The following is an 18,601-nucleotide window of genomic DNA, read 5'->3' as shown; positions in this document are numbered from 1 at the left end:
AAAATTTAAACTCCAAGTTGTGCTTTTACAAAATCGCTTGCCATTTGTATATTCCACTCAGGCTCCCAGACAAGATCGATCTCGCACTCTTTGACACCTTCTATATCAAGCACGGCAGTTTCTACCCAGCCAAGTATCATTTCATGTAGTGGGCAAGATTTAGTTGAAAGCGTCATAGTAACTTTTGCTTTGCCATTTTCATCGCAGCTCACATCGTATATAAGTCCAAGCGAAACGATATCAAAGCCAACTTCTGGATCAACGATATTTGACAGTGCGTTATAAATTTTTTCTTTCATTTTTTATCCTTTAAAACCAGTAAATCTAAAAATATTTATTATATTTATTGATAGTAAAACTATACCAAGAGCTATAAAAATCATACCTACATGTACTAAAATTTCTAATTCAAAGCAAGTTGAGAGAAGATAGCAAAGAAGCGATATAGCATTAAAAGCTATACCAAAATAAGCTATCTTTTTTAGTATCATGGCATCAAGAAGTGGCACTTTTACCTTTCCGACAAAAGGTGCTACGTAGTGATACCATATGAGAAATGGTGCGATCTTGTAAAGATGGGCTATTATAAAAGCAAATAAAAAGCCATATATTAAAAAATATGCAGCTAAATTTAATTTGCCTAAGGCTATAAAAATAGCAGCACCAAGTAAAGCCACCAACGAAAGTACGATATTTACATTCCAGTAATCATACGCCTTTCTAACGCGTTTTTTTAAAATATAAAGCGCTTGAGCTATAAAAAGTAAAGCCGCCACGCATATTGATAAAATAGACAAATTTTCATTAAAAGCTAGTAAGATGCCACCCAAAATATAGCATGCTAGTGAGGCCTTGCTAAGTGTAAATTTTAGATCATGAGCCAACGCAAACATAGGTAGGAGTACGCTAGCAGCTCCAAGTATCACAAGAAATACAAATCCCAGCACAAAATAAACGTGAAATTTTAGTGTCATCTCAAAATCAAGCATCAACGTACCGCCAAGTATCATAAGCAAGCAAAAACCAAGCGTTATTCCAATTAGCAAAAAAATAGCTGAAACAAAAAGTGCAAAGGCTGCAAAGCTCTTTTTTTCATTATCCATAAAGCTTAATGCGTAAGTCGTTGCAAAAAAAGCGAGTGAGCAAAAAAGCAAAACTCCACTAATTTGTAAAATTTTAGCCTCAGCAAATAACATCCCGTAGCACATGCCCAGCAACGATAGACAAAAAATAGCCAAATTTGAAATAGCACCTTTTGCAGTAAAAAATGGCTTTTCTAAGATGACTGAGGTTAGCTGATAGAGTGCTCCGATGATAATGCTCATAACAAAGCCAACAAAAAATATATGCAAAAAACCAGCTGTATTTAGCGAGCTAATCGCATCAAAATCTGCATAAAAGAATGCCGGCACACTTAATGCTAAAAAGAAAATTCCAGCAATAAAATATCCACCAACTAACTTAAATGGTGGTGCGTAAGTATTTAAAAGCATCTTAGTGGCAAAGACTCGTATCTACGTCTTCTATATTTGCGCCGTCTTTTAGGCTAAAAACCATCTTTACAGCCCCACCATCTATATCTTCACGCTCTATATCAAAGCTCTTATCTATCTTTGGTATAAGACCAGCTGGAAATTTATGATTTAGCATCATAATTTTTGTATTTTTATCAGCAAATTTAATAGCGATTAATGCATTAACCATTGGCTCTGGCGGCACGCAAGGGCGTGAGTCAAAGCCAACAAAATTTACACCATTTTCATTAAATTTATAAAATGGCACGGTTGCACCATCGACATTAAACTGCTCCGCGTTTTTGAAAAAATCGCTCATTTTTTCTCCTTTTAATTTTGGAGAATTATACTCTGATTAAACTTTTTAAACTATTGATTTGCTTCAACAAAAGCTATTTTACGTAAGGTATAAATTCCTCGTATCCAAGTCCAGCCATATCTTCAAGCGGTATAAATTTAAGGCTCGCACCGTTTATGCAATATCTTAGCCCACCCTTATCGCTTGGGCCATCGTCAAAAACATGCCCAAGGTGCGCGTCACTATTTTGAGACTTAACTTCGACCCTTTTCATCATAAAAGAGTTGTCCTCCTTATATGAAAGAGCTGTTGTCGTGATAGGCTTTGTAAAGCTTGGCCAACCACATCCTGCATCAAATTTATCTGCACTTGAGAAAAGTGGCTTTCCACTCGTTATATCTACATAAATGCCTTTTTTATCAAATTTATCATACTCGCTGCTAAATGGCCTCTCAGTCGCTGCTTCTTGCGTCACGGCATACTGCTCGCTACTTAAATTTTTCTTTAGCTCATCTTTACTAAGCGGCTTAAATTTCGCCTCATCGTAAAGCGGTTTATCAGCTAAACCTAGGTCAATATGACAATATCCAAAAGGATTTTTATCAAGATAATCTTGATGATACTCCTCACCTAAGACGAAATTTTTAAGTGGCGCTACCTCAACCACAATCTTATCTTTAAATTTCTTTTGCTCTATTTTCATAAAGCTCTCTATCGTTGGCAGATCACTTTCGCTCACATAGTAAATTCCGCTTCTATACTGCCTACCGACGTCATTGCCTTGTTTATTTAGAGAGGTCGGGTCGATCACTCTAAAAAAGTGAGCCAAAATTTCAGCCAAAGCGACTCTGTTTTCGTCGTATTTTACATAAAGCGTTTCAGCATGATCGCTCTCATGAAGCTCGCGGTAGCTAGTATTTTCGCTCTTGCCATTTGCGTAGCCTACCTTTGTATCCACTACGCCAAATATCTTTTTAAAATATCCCTGCATACCCCAAAAGCAACCACCTGCTAGATAAATTTCTTTTAAATTTTGCCCTGCCATCGTCTGCTCCTTTATAAGCTCATCTTTTGCCATCAAATTTAGACCAAAAAACAGTGCCACCATTAAGATAAATTTTAAGATCTTCTTCATTCTATCTCCTTTCGTTTTTGAAAGATTATACGAAAATTAAAGTTATAAAGTGTGAAGAAAGGGGCAAGCGCCCCTAAATTTTAGTGTAAAAAGTGTCTAACGCCAGTAAAGTATAGCGACATGCCATGCTCATTGGCAGCCTCTATCACCTCATCATCTCTGATGCTGCCACCTGGCTCGATGACACATTTTACGCCGACCTTACTAGCGATGTCAATGCTATCTCTAAATGGGAAGAACGCCTCACTTGCAAGTACGCAGCCACTTAGATCGATCTTTAGCTCTTTTGCCTTTGCCACGGCCGCACGAGCAGCATCAACGCGGCTTGTCATACCCATGCCAATAGCTACCATTGCGCCGTCTTTTACATAAACTACACAGTTGCTCTTCGTTAGCGCAGCCACTTTCCACGCGATCTGAGCGTCCTTTAGCTCGCTACCAGTTGCAAATTTCTTGCTCATTTGCTTCATATTTTCAAGCTCTTCGTCTTTTACATAGTCTCTTTCTTGAAATACAAATCCACCATCAACGTGCTTAAAGTCAAATTTATCATTTGAGCGAACTAAAAATTTATTGTCTTGAGTAAAAATTTTGATACGTTTTTTACTCTCAAATACTTTAAGAGCTGCTTCATCAACATTTGCAGCAATTATTACCTCAACGTAAATTTCATTTATCTTTTTAGCTAGCTCCTCATCAAGTGTGCCATTTATTGCTACCACGCCGCCGTATGCTGAGATCGGATCGCATTTAAGCGCAGCCTCGTAGCTCTCAAGCAAATTATCTTTTACCGCAAAGCCGCAAGGGTTAGCATGCTTGATGATAGCCACTGCCGGAGCGTCATCGAAGCTAGTTGCAAGCATTAATGCGCCGTTTATATCGGTCATGTTATTAAAGCTAGCCTCGCCTTTTAGAGCTCTAAAGTTGTTTGTGAAGAAATAATCAAACTCATAAAGTGCGCCTTTTTGGTGTGGATTTTCTCCGTATCTTGTGTCAAAAACCTTGCTTCCCACGATAAATCTAGCATCACCAAAACCGCCATTAAACCTATCATTCATATAGTTTGCGATCATGCTATCATAAGCCGCTGTATGCTCGAACGCCTTTATCATCAGCGATCTTCTAAACTCATAATCATCGCTTTTCTCTCTTAGGCGCTTTAAAATTTCATCGTAGTCAAGCACGCTTGTGACGATGAGCACGTCTTTAAAGTTTTTAGCAGCGCTTCTTACCATGGCTGGGCCGCCGATGTCGATATTTTCGATGATCTCGGCAAAGTCATCAGTCCTAATCGTAGTCTCTTTAAATGGATATAAATTTACGCAAACTAGGTCGATGCCCTCGATGCCGTACTCCTTTGCCTGAGCCACGTGCGTAGCGTCGTCACGTTTGTGCAAAATGCCGCCATGTATCTTTGGATGAAGCGTCTTTACCCTGCCCTCAAACATCTCAGGTGAAGCCGTAAATTCGCTAACTTCAGTCGCTTTGATACCATTTTCTTTTAAAAGCTTAAATGTACCGCCAGTTGAAAGTATCTGCCAGCCAAGCTCTTCCAGCCCCTTTGCAAACTCTACAATGCCCTCTTTATCGCTAACGCTAAGCAATGCTCTCATTTTTTCTCCTTTATTAAATTTTTTATCTTTTTGTTAAACACATACCTTTTACAAGCAGAAGCTGCCCCATTTTTATATCCTTTGCGATATTCTTTATCGATAAGGCTTCTAGCGTAACCATAACATTTGCAGCTGCATCTATATAATAGTCTTTTCTCTCTACAAAGTTTTCACGCTTTTGACCAGCAATATCAACGCTAAAGGCATAGCTTGAAATTTGATTGCCATCAAAATATCTCGCATCTAATACGCTTAAATTTATAGATTCCTCTTTCTCAAGCGCCTCGCATATCGGCTTTTTCGAGCTAAATTTCATCACCTTTATGCCGCGATCATACGAAAAGATATACTCACTAATTTCATTTAATTTTTTTGCTTGAACTGACATAATGTCGCTCTTGTTGCCATCTTTGTCGACAAATATTATGCTCACATTGCTATCTTTAACATCGTAGTTGCTGATGACCAACCTTTGATCTCGATAAAGCTCACTTTGCGTAAGCTTAAATTTTATCTCTTTTCCATCGACATTTACCACTTTGAAATCATTACAAAAGCCAGCCACTGCTAACAGCAAAATAATAAATTTCTTCATCTAAGCTCCAAATTTCTCTTTTAATCGCCCATAAGCCTCATTTATCTCTTGAAGCTTTTTGGTTGAGCGCTCGATCACCTCTTTACTCTCGCCCCTACCCATTAAAATGTCGGGATGATACTGCCTTACAAGCTCTTTGTAACGGGCTTTTACTTCATCAAAGCTTGCATTTTTGTTAAGTCCTAAAACCTCAAACGTATCTTTTTCTTGGACTACTTTATCAGTATTTGCCTCAAATCTTGAGCCATAAAAACTATCAAATTTAAAGATGATCTCATCAAGCGTTTCTTTATCAATGCCAAATCCATAAGCGATATTTCTTATAACATCTTGCTCGCTTTTGTTAAATTCTCCATCTATGTAGGCTAAATTTAGAAAAAATGTGAGCCTAGCGACGCATATATCGTAGTTTAGATTAAAAGCACTCTTATAGTTCCTAGCGGTTTCGTAGGCGTTATCTACATTTTCTTTCTGACTGTTATAGACATCTTTTAGATACTCACGCACACCGCTAACGCCGCTAACTTTCTGGCTTAGATCATCTAGCACTTGAGTGATCAGCCTAGCCTCTAGCTCGCTAACTCTGCCGTCACTTTTAGCTACTTTTGCAAGCAGTGAGACTAGAAATTTAGCCTCATCTACATCTGCTTGTTTTTTGCGGTTACTACCTATTTGGACATTCATAAAGAGAAATATCGCACCGCCTAATATCAGTAAAAACAGGACTCCAGACATATTACCACAAGTGATAGATAGTATTTTTTATTTTGCCATTTACTAGCTCGTTTTTACGCCAAGAGCTCTCGTCATTCATCACATTCCAGCGGCGCTCTTCAGGGCGGTAAAACCAGTCTTTATCTATCTGATAGTAAATTTGCTTGCCATTTGTTTCGATGATGTTTGCAATATTGTTATCATGGTAGCTATTTTCATCGTAGTCAGTAAAAGCTCGCTGACCCATCTCAGAGTAAAGTAGCGTTAGCTCCTGAAGCATTTCATTTAGATCATCATCCATCTTTTTTACATGAAGGCCGATCTCGTGTGCCTCTCTAAAGAGGATCGGATATTCGTGAGCTGGATAGTCGCCATTTAGCCTTTCAGAAATTTCTGCGATCTTTTTATCATCATCGATGTGGTACCTAAGAAGCTCGGTGCAAATCTTAAGCGATAGCGAGCTAGCACGGTCAACCGCACCAAAGACTAGCGGATGAATATACTCATAAAGCGAATTATAAGGGTTTGTGTCGTTTGGCCTATCTTTATCTTGCTCTTTCCAAAGTTTGACCACACGACTAAGTTCATCCATCGAAACGCTCACAAGCTCATTGCCTTTGTTTGTCGGACTAAGCTCGTGTTTGAGTGAAGTATCAACAGGTGTTAGATAGGCAAGTGGGCCCATGACGATCTCATTTGCTCCAAGTGCCATCATAGTAGCAGCCGAGGCGCAGTTTGCAGGTATTAGAGCTATTAAATTTTTGCAGTAATTTCTAAGTGTAGTGATGATCCTAAGAGCGGCGATACCGCTTCCACCATCACTTTTTATAAAAAGATAAGCAGTATCTATCTTTTTACCCTTTAAAATTTCATACATAGCACTCGCATCATTGCCGCAAACGCTACCAGCATTTGAATTATAGTAAGTTATCAAGGTGGCGTTTAGTCTTTTTTCGATCGATTTTATTAAATTTTGTGTCTTACTAAAAAGCACTGGCGGCTTTGCTACGCCTCGTTTTTCAACTTGTTCTGTTTCCTTTTGCTCATTTTCAGCCTCAGCGACCTTGCTCTTTTTTAAAGCCATTTCTTAATCCTCTTTTCTAACGATTTTTGCGAACTCATTTAGATAAATTTCTCTTATCTCATCCATGCTCTCATCGATATCATTTAGTTTAAATCTTCTACCACCACTAACGCCAATCTTTTTAAATTTCACGCCAAATTTAGCAGCAAGCGCTTCAAATTTAGCCTCGTCTTTTACTCCCACAACTGCTCTTGAAAAGCTCTCATCAAAGATAAAATTTGGCTCTTTAAATTTCGCCTCGCAGTTTACGCCGATGTTTGAGATGCTAGCCATTTTTGCTAGCGTGATAGCAAGACCGCCTACGCCTACGCTATTTGCAAACTCTAAAATTTGCTCTTTATTTGCCTCTATCACTAGGTCCCAAAGAGCTCTCTCGGCTTTATAATCAACCTCTTTTAGCTTACCACCAACCACGTTAAATAGCGCCTTTGCGTAAAGCGAAGCTGCAAATTCACCGCTTGTCTCACCAAGTAGGTAAATCGCCATACCCTCGCTTAAAAATGTGCTTTTTAGATTTAAATTTGCATCTTCATTTACACCAACCGTGACGATGGCTGGCGTTGGATAGACGCTAACGCCGTCAGTGTCGTTATAAAGGCTCACGTTACCACTAACAACTGGTGTATTTAGCTCACGGCAAGCCTCTTTTATGCCTTCACATCCCTCTTTGAACTGCCACATAACCTCTGGATTTTGCGGGTTGCCGTAGTTTAAGCAGTCGGTGATCGCAAGTGGCACAGCGCCGCTCATCGCTACCTTTCTACCAGCTGCAGCGACGGCTCTTGCAGCGCCAATTTTTGGATCAACGAAATTTGCTCTAGGATCGCACTGAGCAGCCATAGAGACGGCCTTTTTAGTGCCTTTTACTCTGATACTTGCAGCGCCCAAGCAACCAGGCTGTTTTATCGTATTTGTCTGGATATTTGCGTCGTATTGGTCGTAGATGAAGCTTTTATTTAGCACCTCTGGCTCTTTTAAAAGCTTGAAAAACGCAGTTTTGTTATCAACATTATTTGGTATTTGTAAATTTGCTATCTCATCAAGGTATTTTGGACGTGCGACTGGACGATCAAGCACCGGAGCTGCCTCGCTAAGTGGACCGATAGGGATTTCGCCTGCAAGCTCACCATGCCAGTAAAGCTGCATCACACCACTACTTGTGACCTCGCCGATGATCTCAGCGTCAAGATCCCATTTTCTAAAAATTTCAAGCACTTTTTGCTCATAGCCTTTTTTAGCGCATATTAGCATACGCTCTTGAGACTCGCTTAGCATCAGCTCATAAGGCGTCATGCCAACTTCGCGCATCGGTACGCGCTCTAGATACATCTTCATGCCGCTGCCGCTTCTGCCAGCCATCTCAAAGCTAGAGCTTGTAAGTCCTGCTGCGCCCATGTCTTGGATGCCGATGATGTAGTCTTTTTTAAAGAGCTCCAAGCAAGCTTCCATAAGTAGCTTTTCGGCAAATGGATCGCCTACTTGTACCGTTGGGCGAAGTGATTTATTCTCATCGTTAAAGCTATCGCTCGCCATCACAGCGCCACCAAGTCCGTCTCTGCCAGTCTTTGAGCCTACGTAAATGACTGGATTGCCCACGCCTTCAGCCTTGCCGTAAAAAATTTCATCACTTTTGCAAAGTCCAAGCGCGAAAGCGTTGATTAGGATATTGCCATTAAAGCTATGATCAAAGGTAGTCTCGCCACCGATCGTTGGGATACCCATGCAGTTGCCATAGTGTCCTATGCCAGCGACACTTCCTTTTAGCAGATATCTATGCTTTTTGGCTAGCTCGCCCTCGCCTCTTATCTCGCCAAAACGAAGCGAGTTCATGTTCGCAACGACTCTTGCGCCCATCGTAAAGACATCTCTTAAAATTCCACCAACGCCAGTTGCAGCGCCCTGAAACGGCTCGATAAAGCTTGGGTGGTTGTGACTCTCCATCTTAAACACAGCTGCAACCCCGTCGCCAACGTCGATGACGCCAGCATTTTCACCAGGTCCTTGAATGACCCAAGGTGCCTTTGTTGGAAAGCCGTTTAGGTATTTTTTGCTTGATTTGTAGCTGCAGTGCTCGCTCCACATCGCCGAAAATATGCCAAGCTCTAGTAAATTTGGCTCGCGTCCTAAAATTTTTAAGATCTCCTCATACTCTTCGTCGCTAATTTTATGTGCTTGTATGGTAGCTTTATCCATTGATGTAACCTTTTAAGAATTTTAAGCCATTTTACAATCTTGCTTATAAAAAGTTACTAAAAAGCCTTTTGAAATTTAGCAGAATAAAGCATTATCGAGAGAATTTTGCCTACTTTGATAAGGCCTTTTGTAGTAGCATTTTTAAAAATTTATGCCAGTGTTTTATTTTAACTAGCATAGCAACAAAAAGTGGCAAAATTTTCAAACCTAGCTCGTAGCTATTTTGTTGCCACTTTTATTCATATTTGCAGTTTTGTTTCTATATTTAAATTTCTATTTCGTATTTTTAAAAACTTTTTCAAGATGCGCTTCGTACTCTTTTAGATCTCTTGGCACATCTGGCATCTTGATAACATCGTAGCAGACAAAGTATGGAAGCGGCCTCATGCCTAAAAACTCATTTGCCTTTCTTAAATGAAAGTAAACCCCATCGATCCCACGCGCATCAAAAAACTCATTTGGATCGCTAAATGCCTCAGCTGGGGCATTCCAAGTAAGGCTTAACATAAATTTCTTCTCGTTTAGTAAGCCACCTTTGCCGTAGTTTTTAGTTGGATCGACCCTGTGCCTACCATCACTCGTATAAAGCTTGCCGTGGCCTGCGGTAAAGACCTCGTCGATATATTTTTTCACTATCCAAGGCTCACCCATCCACCAAGCTGGCATCTGCCAAACTACGGCGTCCATCCAGAGAAATTTCTCAACTTCAGCCTCGATATCATAGCCATGATCTATCACGGTTTGCTTTATCTCGTGACCCATTTTTGCGAGATTCTCGCACGCAAGATCGTGAAGTGTTTGATTTAGCCTGCCATCTGAATGGGCAAATTTTTTGCCACCATTTATAAGTAAAATTTTCATTCTCTCTCCTTTAGAAAACGAAAATTTTAACCAAAAAAACTATCATTTTCCTAAACAAAAATGGCTAAACATCTCGTCTAAAATTTCACTTCTCTCAAATGGCTTTGTGATGCTTGCAAGTGCCTTTATAGCGGCATTTAGCTCATAAGCAAAAATTTCTAGCTCCTCTTCACTAAGCCTTAAAAACGCTCTTTTTAAAGCCTTGCTCGCCTCTTTGCAGCTTAAAATTTGGCGATTTGAGCTTAGCATGATCTCATCAGTGTCTTGCGTCTTGAGGTAACTTTCAAGCTCTTTTAAAACTACACTCGTATCATTTTTTGCTGAAATCTTGATAGCACCTTCTAGCTCTATATCAAATTTAAACGCTAGATCGCTTTTGTTTAGGATAAAAAAGGCTTTTTTACTTGAGTTAGAAACGAGCCTAATTATATCTTTGTCTTGTTCGTCGCTTATATTTGAGCCATCAAAGATAGCTAGGATGATGTCGGCTTCATTTATAGCTGAGATTGAGTAATTTATGCCGATTTGCTCGATCCTTCCAGCATTTTTTCTTATGCCAGCGGTATCTATTATACGAACTAGATGTGAGCCGATCTTGAAATTTTCTTCTATTCTATCTCTGGTCGTGCCCGCCTCGTCGCTAACGATCGCTCTCTCGTATGCCAAAAACGAGTTTAAAATAGAGCTTTTGCCAACATTTGGCTTACCAACGATAGCGATCTTAAAGCCATCTATCAGGCCTCTTCTTTGCTCGCTAAGTGTGGCTATGCGCTCTAGTTTCTCGCTATTTTTAAAAAGCATCTGCTTGGTCTGCTCTAGTAAATTTGCAGGCAGATCATCATCAGCATAATCAATCATCGTCTCAACAAAGGCAAGAGTTTTGACCACTTCACCCCTGATCTCGCCTACAAATTTACTAAGATCGCCTTGCATCTGGCGGGTCAAAATTTTAGCAGCGATCTCGCTTTTTGAAGTAATGAGCCCTTGCATAGCCTCAGCCTTAGCTAGATCCATCTTGCCATTTAAAAATGCTCGCTTGCTAAACTCGCCTGGCATAGCAAGCCTAGCACCAGCTCTTATTAACTCGTTTAAAATTCTCTCACTCACCATAACGCCACCATGAGTTTGAAATTCGACGATATCCTCGCCTGTAAAGCTTGCTGGGCCTTTAAAATATATAACAATGCCCTCGTCTAAAATTTCATCATCAAGGGAGTAAATTTTGACTAGTTTCGCGTATCTTGGCTCTAAATTTGAAAGTTTAAGAAGTTTTAAAGAGGTGGCCAAGGCGTCCTTGCCGCTAAGCCTTACGATAGAAACTGAGCCGATGCCATAAGCTGTGGCAAGGGCTGCAATTGTTTCACTCATTTTTTGAAAAAGTCATTTACGACGACAAATTTGCCGTCATTGCCGCTTTTTATGCCGACATATTTATCTGGGAATTTCTCGCGAAGCTTCTCAAGTGCGATCTTGACCAAAACCCCGTCAAGTGGCTTTGTTTGAGCTCTGCCACTATTTTGCACACGCTCGATCACGCCATTTAGATACTGATCCATCATCGCTTCTTGATTTTGCAAAAATTGCGCGATTTCAAGACGGATAGCAAGGTTGTATTTTGAGTTTAGCCAGTTATAAAGCATGTAAGATATCGCTTTATACCTATAACCTTCTTTACCTATAAGTAGAGCCGCATCAGCTCCATCAAGCTCTATAAGCACCGTTTCATCGTCAAATTTGTTAACTTCAATTTTACTAATATCAAAACAACTTGCCTTAAAAAGACGGTTCATGCCATCTTTGATCTCAGGTAAAATTTTATCAAAGTCGATTGCTGCTTTTTCTTTTTTTTCTTTTTGTAAAGCTTGAGCTGCACTCTCTTCATCAGTTTGGTTAAAATTTTCAATAATAGAATTATCTAAAATATTTTTAGGAGCATTTTTGCTAGCTTGTGGCTCCTTTATTTCTTTTGGCTCGTCAAGTCTCTTTATCACATATCCTAGTTCAGCTTCTTCTTCGCTCTTTTGAGCAAATGCATCTTTAGCTAGAGCTTCGTTTTTTTCACTTAAATTTGGCTTTTCATTTTTATGCTCTTTTTGCTCAAATTTAGTTTCGTTTTTTTCATCTCTATGTTTTTTAGGGCCTCGCTTTTTATCGCTATGATCGTGTTTTTTAGCTTGCTTTTTATCTTCTTTTATAGACTCGTTCTCATCATTTTTTTTAACAAAATTTTTATCATTTTTTGGCTTGTGTTGTGGTTTTGGTTGATTTTCTAAATTTGCTTCGATGATCGCACTTCTTTTAAAAAATCCCAAAAAACCACTACTTGGATGCTGTAAAACTTTTATATCAAGCTGAGTTACTGAGCAGTTAAGCTGCTCGGCTGCTTTTTGAAATGCCTCCTGAAGGGTATTTGCTTCTATTTTCATTAAGCCTTTACCTCCGCAGCTTTTTTATGTTTCTCAAAAAGTTTATTTACAAATACTTGCTGAACAACCGAGCAAACGTTATTCACAAACCAGTAAAGTGTAAGACCAGCTGGGAATGTCACGAAGAAAAATGTAAATATAAGAGGTAAAAATTTCATCACCTTTTCTTGCATAGGATCAGTAAATGTCGTTGGTGTAAGTTTTTGCTGTAAAAACATAGTTAGACCCATCAAAATAGGTAATACAAAATATGGATCCATTACTGAAAGATCGTGTATCCAAAGTATCCAAGGAGCGCCTTTTAGCTCGATCGCATTCAGTAAAACACGGTAGATCGCAAAAAATACTGGAATTTGAAGCAAGATCGGCAAGCATCCACCCATTGGATTTGCACCATGTTTTTTATAAAGCTCCATCATATGAACTTGCATCTTTTGCTTGTCATCTTTATATTTTGCCTGAAGCTCTTTTACCTTTGGAGCAAGCTCTTTAAGCTTATTCATAGATAGCATGCCCTTGTATGTAAGTGGGAATAAAACTATCCTTATAACAAGTGTTAGCACAACTATAGCCCAGCCCCAGTTGCCAATGTAATTATGTAAGAAATTTAAAAATGCAAACATCGGTTTTGCTATAAATGTAAACCAACCATACTCAATAACGTCGTTTAGTCTCTCGTCCATTGAGCTTAAAATTTTATGCTCTTTTGGTCCGATATATGCACCTAATTTTAAATTATCATTTGCCTTTACAAAAAGAATAGGATTATTGCTAGAATCTTTGTCTACGGCTACTTCAAATGGCTTTTCAAATGAGTAAAATAGCGTCGTATAGTATCTATCAGATGCGGCTGCTATAGTTGTATTTGCATAGTTTTTAATCTCTTTTGCATCACCATCTTCTATGATGTTTAGACTATCGTCTGTATTTCTAAGCATAACGCCATGAACTGTGTAGCTATCTACCGCGATATTTGGTCTAAAGCCAGGAGTGATAAAATAATCAACGCTTTTACTTAAATTTACTTCAACCTCATAACGACCATTTGGATAAAATTTGATATTTTTTGTAATTGTAACGCCATCTAAATTTTGAGTAAGTTTTATGGTTTTAGGCTCGCTGCTGACATCTATCTCGCTAGCATCGCTACTATATGCAACCTTAAAAGCATCGGCATTTAGCGTATTATCGTTAAATCTAAGCTCAAGTGGCAATGGATTTTGCGAAACAAGCTCGATTTTGTTACCATCTTCTGTTTTATACTTATCTTCGGTTAGATAGAATTTTAAAATTCTTCCTAGCTTATCTATCTTTGCTTCATAGCTTTGACCTTTGATAGTAGCGATTATCTCATTTGAAGCTAAATTTTCATTTGATTTTGGTGTATTTTGATTTATATTTGGAGCTTTATTTTGATCTATTGTTTGGGACATTGTAGTTTGGTTTTGCTCAGTCATCACTCTTTTTGGCATAAAAAAATCATACACTATAAAAAAAACAATAGATAAAAGTGCTGCAAGAAGCAACCTTTTTTGCATAGACATCTGTTCCATTTTAATTTTTTTCCTTTAATTTATCTAATACTTTTACGACATAAAATTTACTATTCTGACAAGGGACAAACCAAAATTTTACATTTTTGGTATCACTTTTTTGAGATATAAAACATAAGTTAAATTCTTTGTAGATGATTGGGTAGTTGATACCGCCTTTAAAAAGCTGATTACATCTTAAAATTCGCATGAAGGTTGCAAAAAAAGCAGAAAAAAAACTATTTGTTTGAAATTCCCAAATCGCGTATTGTGAACAAGTCGGGTAATAGCGACAGCTTTTTGGTAGAAGTATGGAAATATATTTTTGATAAAAAGCGATAGCTTTAATCGCAATTTTTTTCATTTTAAACATCCCATTTTTTTTGTAGACCAACTTAAATTTTTACAAATTTTTTCAAATGAAATTTCTGTAATTCCATTTTTTGCGATCATAATATATGTGCCATCTTTTAATTCACTAGAAATGTTAAAAAAAGCGGCTCTCAAAAGTCTTTTAGCTCTATTTCTAACTACCGCTTTTCCTACTTTTTTACTAGCAACTACTGCTATTTTTTTTTCATTTGTTGGTTTATAAAAAACAATGCAAGCATCACAATGCCACTTGCTAGCCTCTTTATAAACTTGAGAGAATTCTTTTGAGCCGCTCAACGACTCAAAACCAGCTAAGCAGCCAATCTTTTTCTACCTTTGGCGCGTCTAGCGTTTATTACCTTTCGGCCATTTTTAGTTTTCATTCTTAAGCGAAAGCCGTGAGTGCGTTTTTTAGGGGTTTTATGAGGTTGATAAGTCCTTTTCATTTCTATCCTTAAAGTTAATGTAAAAAGTGGGATTTTATCAAAGCAATACTTAAATTCCTTTGAATAACTTAACTTAAAAAGCCATAACTCAAACTTTAAGCAAATCAAGTTATAATCCAAAAATGAATTTTAATAAAGACAATAGGCTTTTAAAAAAATTATTTTTCTTAAAACTAATTGGTTATAAGTTTATTGATAAAAATTTTCTTAGTCTAAGCAATTATCATGATTACAACAATATTGATGAGCTAAACCGCGAAGTAAAAAAATGCTCTCTTTGCTCTTTGCGAAATAGTTCAAAAGGCGTAACAGCTGGCATCGGCAATGAAAATAGCAAAATCATGTTTATATTATTTTCTAAAAAAAATGATTCTTATGAAAATAACAGTAAAAAATTTTTAGAAAATGCCATAAAAAATAGTTTAAATTTAGATATAAAAGAAATTTATATAAGTTCTCTACTTCGGTGTGAAATTTCACAAAATGATGATAAAAGTCCGATTTTAAGCCGCTCTATCGAGCTTTGTCGTCCTTATTTGCTTGAAGAGATTAGGCTGATAAAGCCAAAGATAATCGTGACTTTAGGAGAGAAAGCTTTTATGCATTTATATCCAAATTTATTATTAAAAGGCGGATTTGCAAGCATAAGAGGTAGTATTTTAAAAAATGAAAATAGCCTTATTTTGCCAACGTTTTCGCCAGAGTGGATCAGCAAAAATCCTAGTTTTGAAAATATTTTTATAGATGATTTAAGAAAGATCAAAGGAGTGATATGAGAAAAATTTTACTTTTTCTAGCTATTTTTTCGACTATTTTTGCATCGCAAGATGAGATAAATTTTGAGAGCAATACTACAAAAAACCAAAGTCTATCAAGCATACCTCCAGCAAAGATTACTTATATAAATTTAGAACCAGAATTCTGTGATAATGCCTGCTTAAATGAGCTTATTAAGTCTGATTTACTGGCTAGTTTTATGGCAAGATTTGAGCCAACAAAAATAGACGATAACGCTCTTTTAGAGCTTTATATCTCTCTTGGTGGTGAAGCTATTTTAAAAGTTAATAAAAGCGGCAAAATCGCTGTAATCATCCCACAAAAAATCATAAAATCTTATGCAAATGTTGTATCAAACGCGGTCTTAAGCTATGTCTTAAAGCAAGACGCAGATATCGAGATCAAATTTATAAATAGCAACGATGAAAGCCCACAAAGTCTTACAAATGCTATGCAAACGGCTAGAGTCCAAGGCTTTAATTATTTTATCGCAGCCCTTACATCAAATGGTGCAAACATTATAAATTCGCTAGTTCTACCAAATGAGCTTATCTACATTCCAAGTGTTCATAGCTCTTTTATCATAAATCCAAAGCCAAATTTAATCTTTGGTGGCATTGATTATAAAGAGCAAATTTCAGCTTTGCTAGCTTACTCGAACGAAAAAATAGTTGCATTTGACGATGGTAGCTCATTAGGACAAAAGCTAAATGAATATGTCCGCATGCAAAGTAGCGATTATCATGAAGCCTCTATTGTAGGCAAAGATATAAATTTAAATGATACTTTAAGCAAAAAATCCAAATTTAATGATGCAAGTATATTTTTAAACATCCCAATCGTCAAAGCTTCTCTTGTAGCAACGCAAATGAGAGGCTTTGAAATAAAGCCATACGCACTCTTAAGCACGCAGATAAATTTTTTACCAAATATCTTTAATGCAATCGCACAAAGAGATAGACAAAATCTTTTTATCGCAAACTCACTAAATCCTGTTAACGACTTATTTTTGGGACTTGGTGATCTTTTTGATGTAGATTTTAGATATTCGCAAATCGGCTATTCAAGTGCTTTTGGTGCCGAGTATATATATACAAATTTTATAGATAAAAGTGCTGATAGAATTTTTACCGAAAGGGTTGAAAACTCTCAAGTCTTATATGGAGTTAAAATTTATAACGCAAAAGGCGACTACTTTGACGAAGCAAATCAAGAAATTTTGCTCGATCAAAATAGCTCAATGTAAAAGCACAAAGTAGCTAAAGTTAAATTTCTAAACTTAGCCACGATTTAAAATTTAGAATTCTCCAAAAATTTCTTTATCTCGTCATTTATCTTAGCAAGCTTCTCTTCTTTCATGAAAGCTAAAGTAATTGTTGCTCTAAAAAGTAGTTTTTCCGCATTTTTATCATCAAATTTATAAATTTCTTGTTCTAAAACAATACTTGCTTTTTTAATCTCCAATACCTTGCTTCGAACAAAAATTTCATCTCCAAGTACAGCAGAGGCGATAAATTTAGCCTCAAGCGACGAAACTACAAAGTATCCGCCCTCTTTTGTGAAATTTAATCCAGCTTGAAAAAAGGCCTCACTTCTAGCACGCTCACAAAATTTAATGTAGTTTGTATGATAGACTATGCCACCAGCATCGGTATCTTCGTAGTAGATTCGTATTTTCACAGCCACTCCTTAGACTTTTACATTAAGCCCAATTTTACTAAATTTTCTTAAAAACCCCATTATATACGCCTCTTTTTCCTCGCGCGCTTTTAAATTTTGCCCGTGAGCGCTACTAAAATCATAATTTACGTTTGCGTTAAATCCGTTTACGACGCTTATCATATTAATCCTTTTAAGCCTTTATATCCACGCTCTTAGCGTTAAATTTCATCATCGCCTCAAGTTCTTCTAAATTTTTTCTAGTATTTTGCTCTAGCTCTTTGTCGTATTTTCTGTTTTTATCCAGCATCTTTTGTGTTCGCTTTTTCTTGCCTGGTTAGCTTTTCTAGGCGTTTTTGCGCCTCTTTCATATCCTCTTGCATTATTTCAAAGAGGCTTTTTGATTCTTTGCCGTCGTCGCTGACGTTTATCTCGCCGACAAATTTTAAACTCCTTGCAAAATCTACGAAATCTTTTAAATCTTGAGGCAATGAATCCACTAAAGATTGCGAGTATTTATCGTATTTATGTCCATGCAAGTCGGTAAAGGCTTTAATTTTTGCTTGGTACTCTTGCGAGGATATGTTTTTATCTAGCCCGTTAATCTTGCCGTGATAGGTAGTTTCACCTTCTATGGCGTGACTATTTTTGTTTAAAATACCGATCAAAAGCCCGCCTTTGGTTATATTGCCGTCTTTACCCGTATATTTGTCTTTTGTAGTATCAAAATACATCCCGCTGTTTATATCCTCTTTGCCGCCGCTGTTGCTGTTTAATATATCGGTAGATGGTTTTAATCTCTTATGCTCTGAGTAGTAACCGATAGTGGAGCTATTATAAAAAGTAGTCGTTATGCTAGTTCGTTCATTTCTTTGAAAGCTACTATCGGCTCCCATATAGTCTGATATTTTGCTATGAAGCTTTAATACCTTGAGCGTTTTATTGTCGTATTCGTATCCTTGAGGAAATTTGACGAGGTCTTCTTTGTTAAAACTTTCTTTGGAATTTAAAACGTCCTCGCCGACTACTTGGGATAAAATTTTATATGCATTGCCGACGGTTTTTGCTATATCTATGTTTTTAAAATCGGCTTTTAAAATGCCCGAATTAGTATTTACGTTCACGAGCGATTTTAAGGTATCTGAGTGGATTTTGTAGTCCTTTGGGATACCTGCGGCTTCGTTAAATTCGGACGTAAAATATCCGTCCGCACCTACTTTATAGCCTAAAACTTCGTTAAATTTGTGCTCGACCGTATCCGGCTGCGAGATTTCATTTTTATATATGATTTGACTCTTTATGCTATGTTTTTCATTTGGTTGAAAATTTTTAGCGACACTAGAAAATCCGCCGATACCGCTTAACATCATAAATCCTTTTGA

General features: G+C 37.4%; 21 protein-coding genes. 2 read left to right on the top strand and 19 right to left on the bottom strand.

Translation table 11 applies throughout. The annotated features are described in order from the left end of the window. Window positions 1-5: 5 nt before the first annotated feature. The 16 genes from TH67_RS06915 to rpmH all read right to left on the bottom strand — a co-directional run bounded on the left by TH67_RS06915 (window position 6) and on the right by rpmH (window position 14,783). Window positions 6-299, bottom strand: coding sequence for a metal-sulfur cluster assembly factor (locus tag TH67_RS06915; RefSeq protein ID WP_072594922.1), 294 nt, complete (start codon window positions 297-299; stop codon window positions 6-8). 3 nt (window positions 300-302) lie between these two features. After that, the gene (locus TH67_RS06910) at window positions 303-1,493 is read right to left on the bottom strand and encodes a peptidase M50 (protein WP_072594921.1); all 1,191 of its coding nucleotides are present in this window, start codon (window positions 1,491-1,493) and stop codon (window positions 303-305) included. Between the two features lies 1 nt (window position 1,494). Then, window positions 1,495-1,833, bottom strand: a complete 339-nt coding sequence (locus TH67_RS06905) for a hypothetical protein (RefSeq protein WP_072594920.1) — start codon at window positions 1,831-1,833, stop codon at window positions 1,495-1,497. 73 nt (window positions 1,834-1,906) lie between these two features. After that, window positions 1,907-2,947 carry a peptide-methionine (R)-S-oxide reductase MsrB gene (gene msrB / locus TH67_RS06900; RefSeq protein ID WP_072594919.1) on the bottom strand — a complete coding sequence of 347 codons (1,041 nt, stop codon included), beginning with the start codon at window positions 2,945-2,947 and terminating at the stop codon, window positions 1,907-1,909. An 80-nt stretch (window positions 2,948-3,027) separates the two neighbouring features. After that, window positions 3,028-4,560, bottom strand: coding sequence for a bifunctional phosphoribosylaminoimidazolecarboxamide formyltransferase/IMP cyclohydrolase (purH, locus tag TH67_RS06895; RefSeq protein WP_072594918.1), 1,533 nt, complete (start codon window positions 4,558-4,560; stop codon window positions 3,028-3,030). Between the two features lie 22 nt (window positions 4,561-4,582). Beyond that, a complete protein-coding gene (locus tag TH67_RS06890) occupies window positions 4,583-5,155 on the bottom strand; it encodes a hypothetical protein (RefSeq protein WP_072594917.1) in 573 nt (190 codons plus the stop codon). Beyond that, window positions 5,156-5,890, bottom strand: coding sequence for a TerB family tellurite resistance protein (locus TH67_RS06885; protein WP_072594916.1), 735 nt, complete (start codon window positions 5,888-5,890; stop codon window positions 5,156-5,158). A gap of 1 nt (window position 5,891) precedes the next feature. Continuing rightward, on the bottom strand, window positions 5,892-6,953 hold the full coding sequence (locus TH67_RS06880) for an SDH family Clp fold serine proteinase (RefSeq protein WP_021090859.1): 1,062 nt from the start codon (window positions 6,951-6,953) through the stop codon (window positions 5,892-5,894). Between the two features lie 3 nt (window positions 6,954-6,956). Beyond that, entirely contained in the window at window positions 6,957-9,146 is a 2,190-nt protein-coding gene (gene purL, locus TH67_RS06875; RefSeq protein WP_072594915.1) for a phosphoribosylformylglycinamidine synthase subunit PurL, read from the bottom strand. Window positions 9,147-9,419: 273 nt separating this feature from the next. Beyond that, the gene (locus tag TH67_RS06870) at window positions 9,420-10,007 is read right to left on the bottom strand and encodes an NAD(P)H-dependent oxidoreductase (protein WP_072594914.1); all 588 of its coding nucleotides are present in this window, start codon (window positions 10,005-10,007) and stop codon (window positions 9,420-9,422) included. A gap of 42 nt (window positions 10,008-10,049) precedes the next feature. Continuing rightward, window positions 10,050-11,375 (bottom strand): tRNA uridine-5-carboxymethylaminomethyl(34) synthesis GTPase MnmE, encoded by a 1,326-nt coding sequence (mnmE, locus tag TH67_RS06865; RefSeq protein ID WP_072594913.1) that lies wholly within the window; start codon window positions 11,373-11,375, stop codon window positions 10,050-10,052. Beyond that, window positions 11,372-12,433 (bottom strand): Jag N-terminal domain-containing protein, encoded by a 1,062-nt coding sequence (locus TH67_RS06860; protein WP_072594912.1) that lies wholly within the window; start codon window positions 12,431-12,433, stop codon window positions 11,372-11,374. The genes mnmE and TH67_RS06860 overlap by 4 nt, the downstream gene beginning before the upstream one ends. Beyond that, window positions 12,433-13,986, bottom strand: coding sequence for a membrane protein insertase YidC (gene yidC / locus TH67_RS06855; RefSeq protein WP_072594911.1), 1,554 nt, complete (start codon window positions 13,984-13,986; stop codon window positions 12,433-12,435). The genes TH67_RS06860 and yidC overlap by 1 nt, the downstream gene beginning before the upstream one ends. A gap of 1 nt (window position 13,987) precedes the next feature. Next, window positions 13,988-14,329, bottom strand: a complete 342-nt coding sequence (gene yidD, locus TH67_RS06850; protein ID WP_072594910.1) for a membrane protein insertion efficiency factor YidD — start codon at window positions 14,327-14,329, stop codon at window positions 13,988-13,990. Further along, the gene (gene rnpA, locus TH67_RS06845; RefSeq protein ID WP_072594909.1) at window positions 14,326-14,661 is read right to left on the bottom strand and encodes a ribonuclease P protein component; all 336 of its coding nucleotides are present in this window, start codon (window positions 14,659-14,661) and stop codon (window positions 14,326-14,328) included. Before rnpA ends, yidD begins: the two co-directional genes overlap by 4 nt. Beyond that, complete coding sequence (gene rpmH, locus TH67_RS06840) at window positions 14,649-14,783, bottom strand: 50S ribosomal protein L34 (protein WP_002940373.1); 135 nt, start codon at window positions 14,781-14,783, stop codon at window positions 14,649-14,651. Before rpmH ends, rnpA begins: the two co-directional genes overlap by 13 nt. A gap of 122 nt (window positions 14,784-14,905) precedes the next feature. Between rpmH and TH67_RS06835 the strand changes: the two genes are divergently transcribed. Together TH67_RS06835 and TH67_RS06830 are read left to right on the top strand one after the other, a co-directional pair. Next, window positions 14,906-15,559: a uracil-DNA glycosylase gene (locus TH67_RS06835; protein ID WP_072594908.1), complete on the top strand. Its 654-nt coding sequence runs from the start codon at window positions 14,906-14,908 to the stop codon at window positions 15,557-15,559. Continuing rightward, window positions 15,556-16,806 carry a hypothetical protein gene (locus tag TH67_RS06830; RefSeq protein ID WP_072594907.1) on the top strand — a complete coding sequence of 417 codons (1,251 nt, stop codon included), beginning with the start codon at window positions 15,556-15,558 and terminating at the stop codon, window positions 16,804-16,806. Before TH67_RS06835 ends, TH67_RS06830 begins: the two co-directional genes overlap by 4 nt. Window positions 16,807-16,850: 44 nt before the next feature. Here the strand turns inward: TH67_RS06830 and TH67_RS06825 are convergent, their stop codons facing one another. The 3 genes from TH67_RS06825 to TH67_RS06820 all read right to left on the bottom strand — a co-directional run bounded on the left by TH67_RS06825 (window position 16,851) and on the right by TH67_RS06820 (window position 18,586). Then, window positions 16,851-17,240 carry a YbgC/FadM family acyl-CoA thioesterase gene (locus TH67_RS06825; protein WP_072594906.1) on the bottom strand — a complete coding sequence of 130 codons (390 nt, stop codon included), beginning with the start codon at window positions 17,238-17,240 and terminating at the stop codon, window positions 16,851-16,853. Between the two features lie 9 nt (window positions 17,241-17,249). Beyond that, complete coding sequence (locus tag TH67_RS10355; protein ID WP_180371732.1) at window positions 17,250-17,402, bottom strand: hypothetical protein; 153 nt, start codon at window positions 17,400-17,402, stop codon at window positions 17,250-17,252. 116 nt (window positions 17,403-17,518) lie between these two features. Beyond that, on the bottom strand, window positions 17,519-18,586 hold the full coding sequence (locus TH67_RS06820; protein ID WP_257638057.1) for a Cj0814 family flagellar-dependent secreted protein: 1,068 nt from the start codon (window positions 18,584-18,586) through the stop codon (window positions 17,519-17,521). Window positions 18,587-18,601 lie beyond the last annotated feature (15 nt).

Origin of the sequence: Campylobacter concisus (assembly GCF_001891085.1) — a bacterium.
Taxonomy (GTDB): Bacteria; Campylobacterota; Campylobacteria; order Campylobacterales; family Campylobacteraceae; genus Campylobacter_A; species Campylobacter_A concisus_O.
Note: the sequence above shows the minus strand (reverse complement) of the source record. Positions and strands in the feature narration are given on the sequence as shown.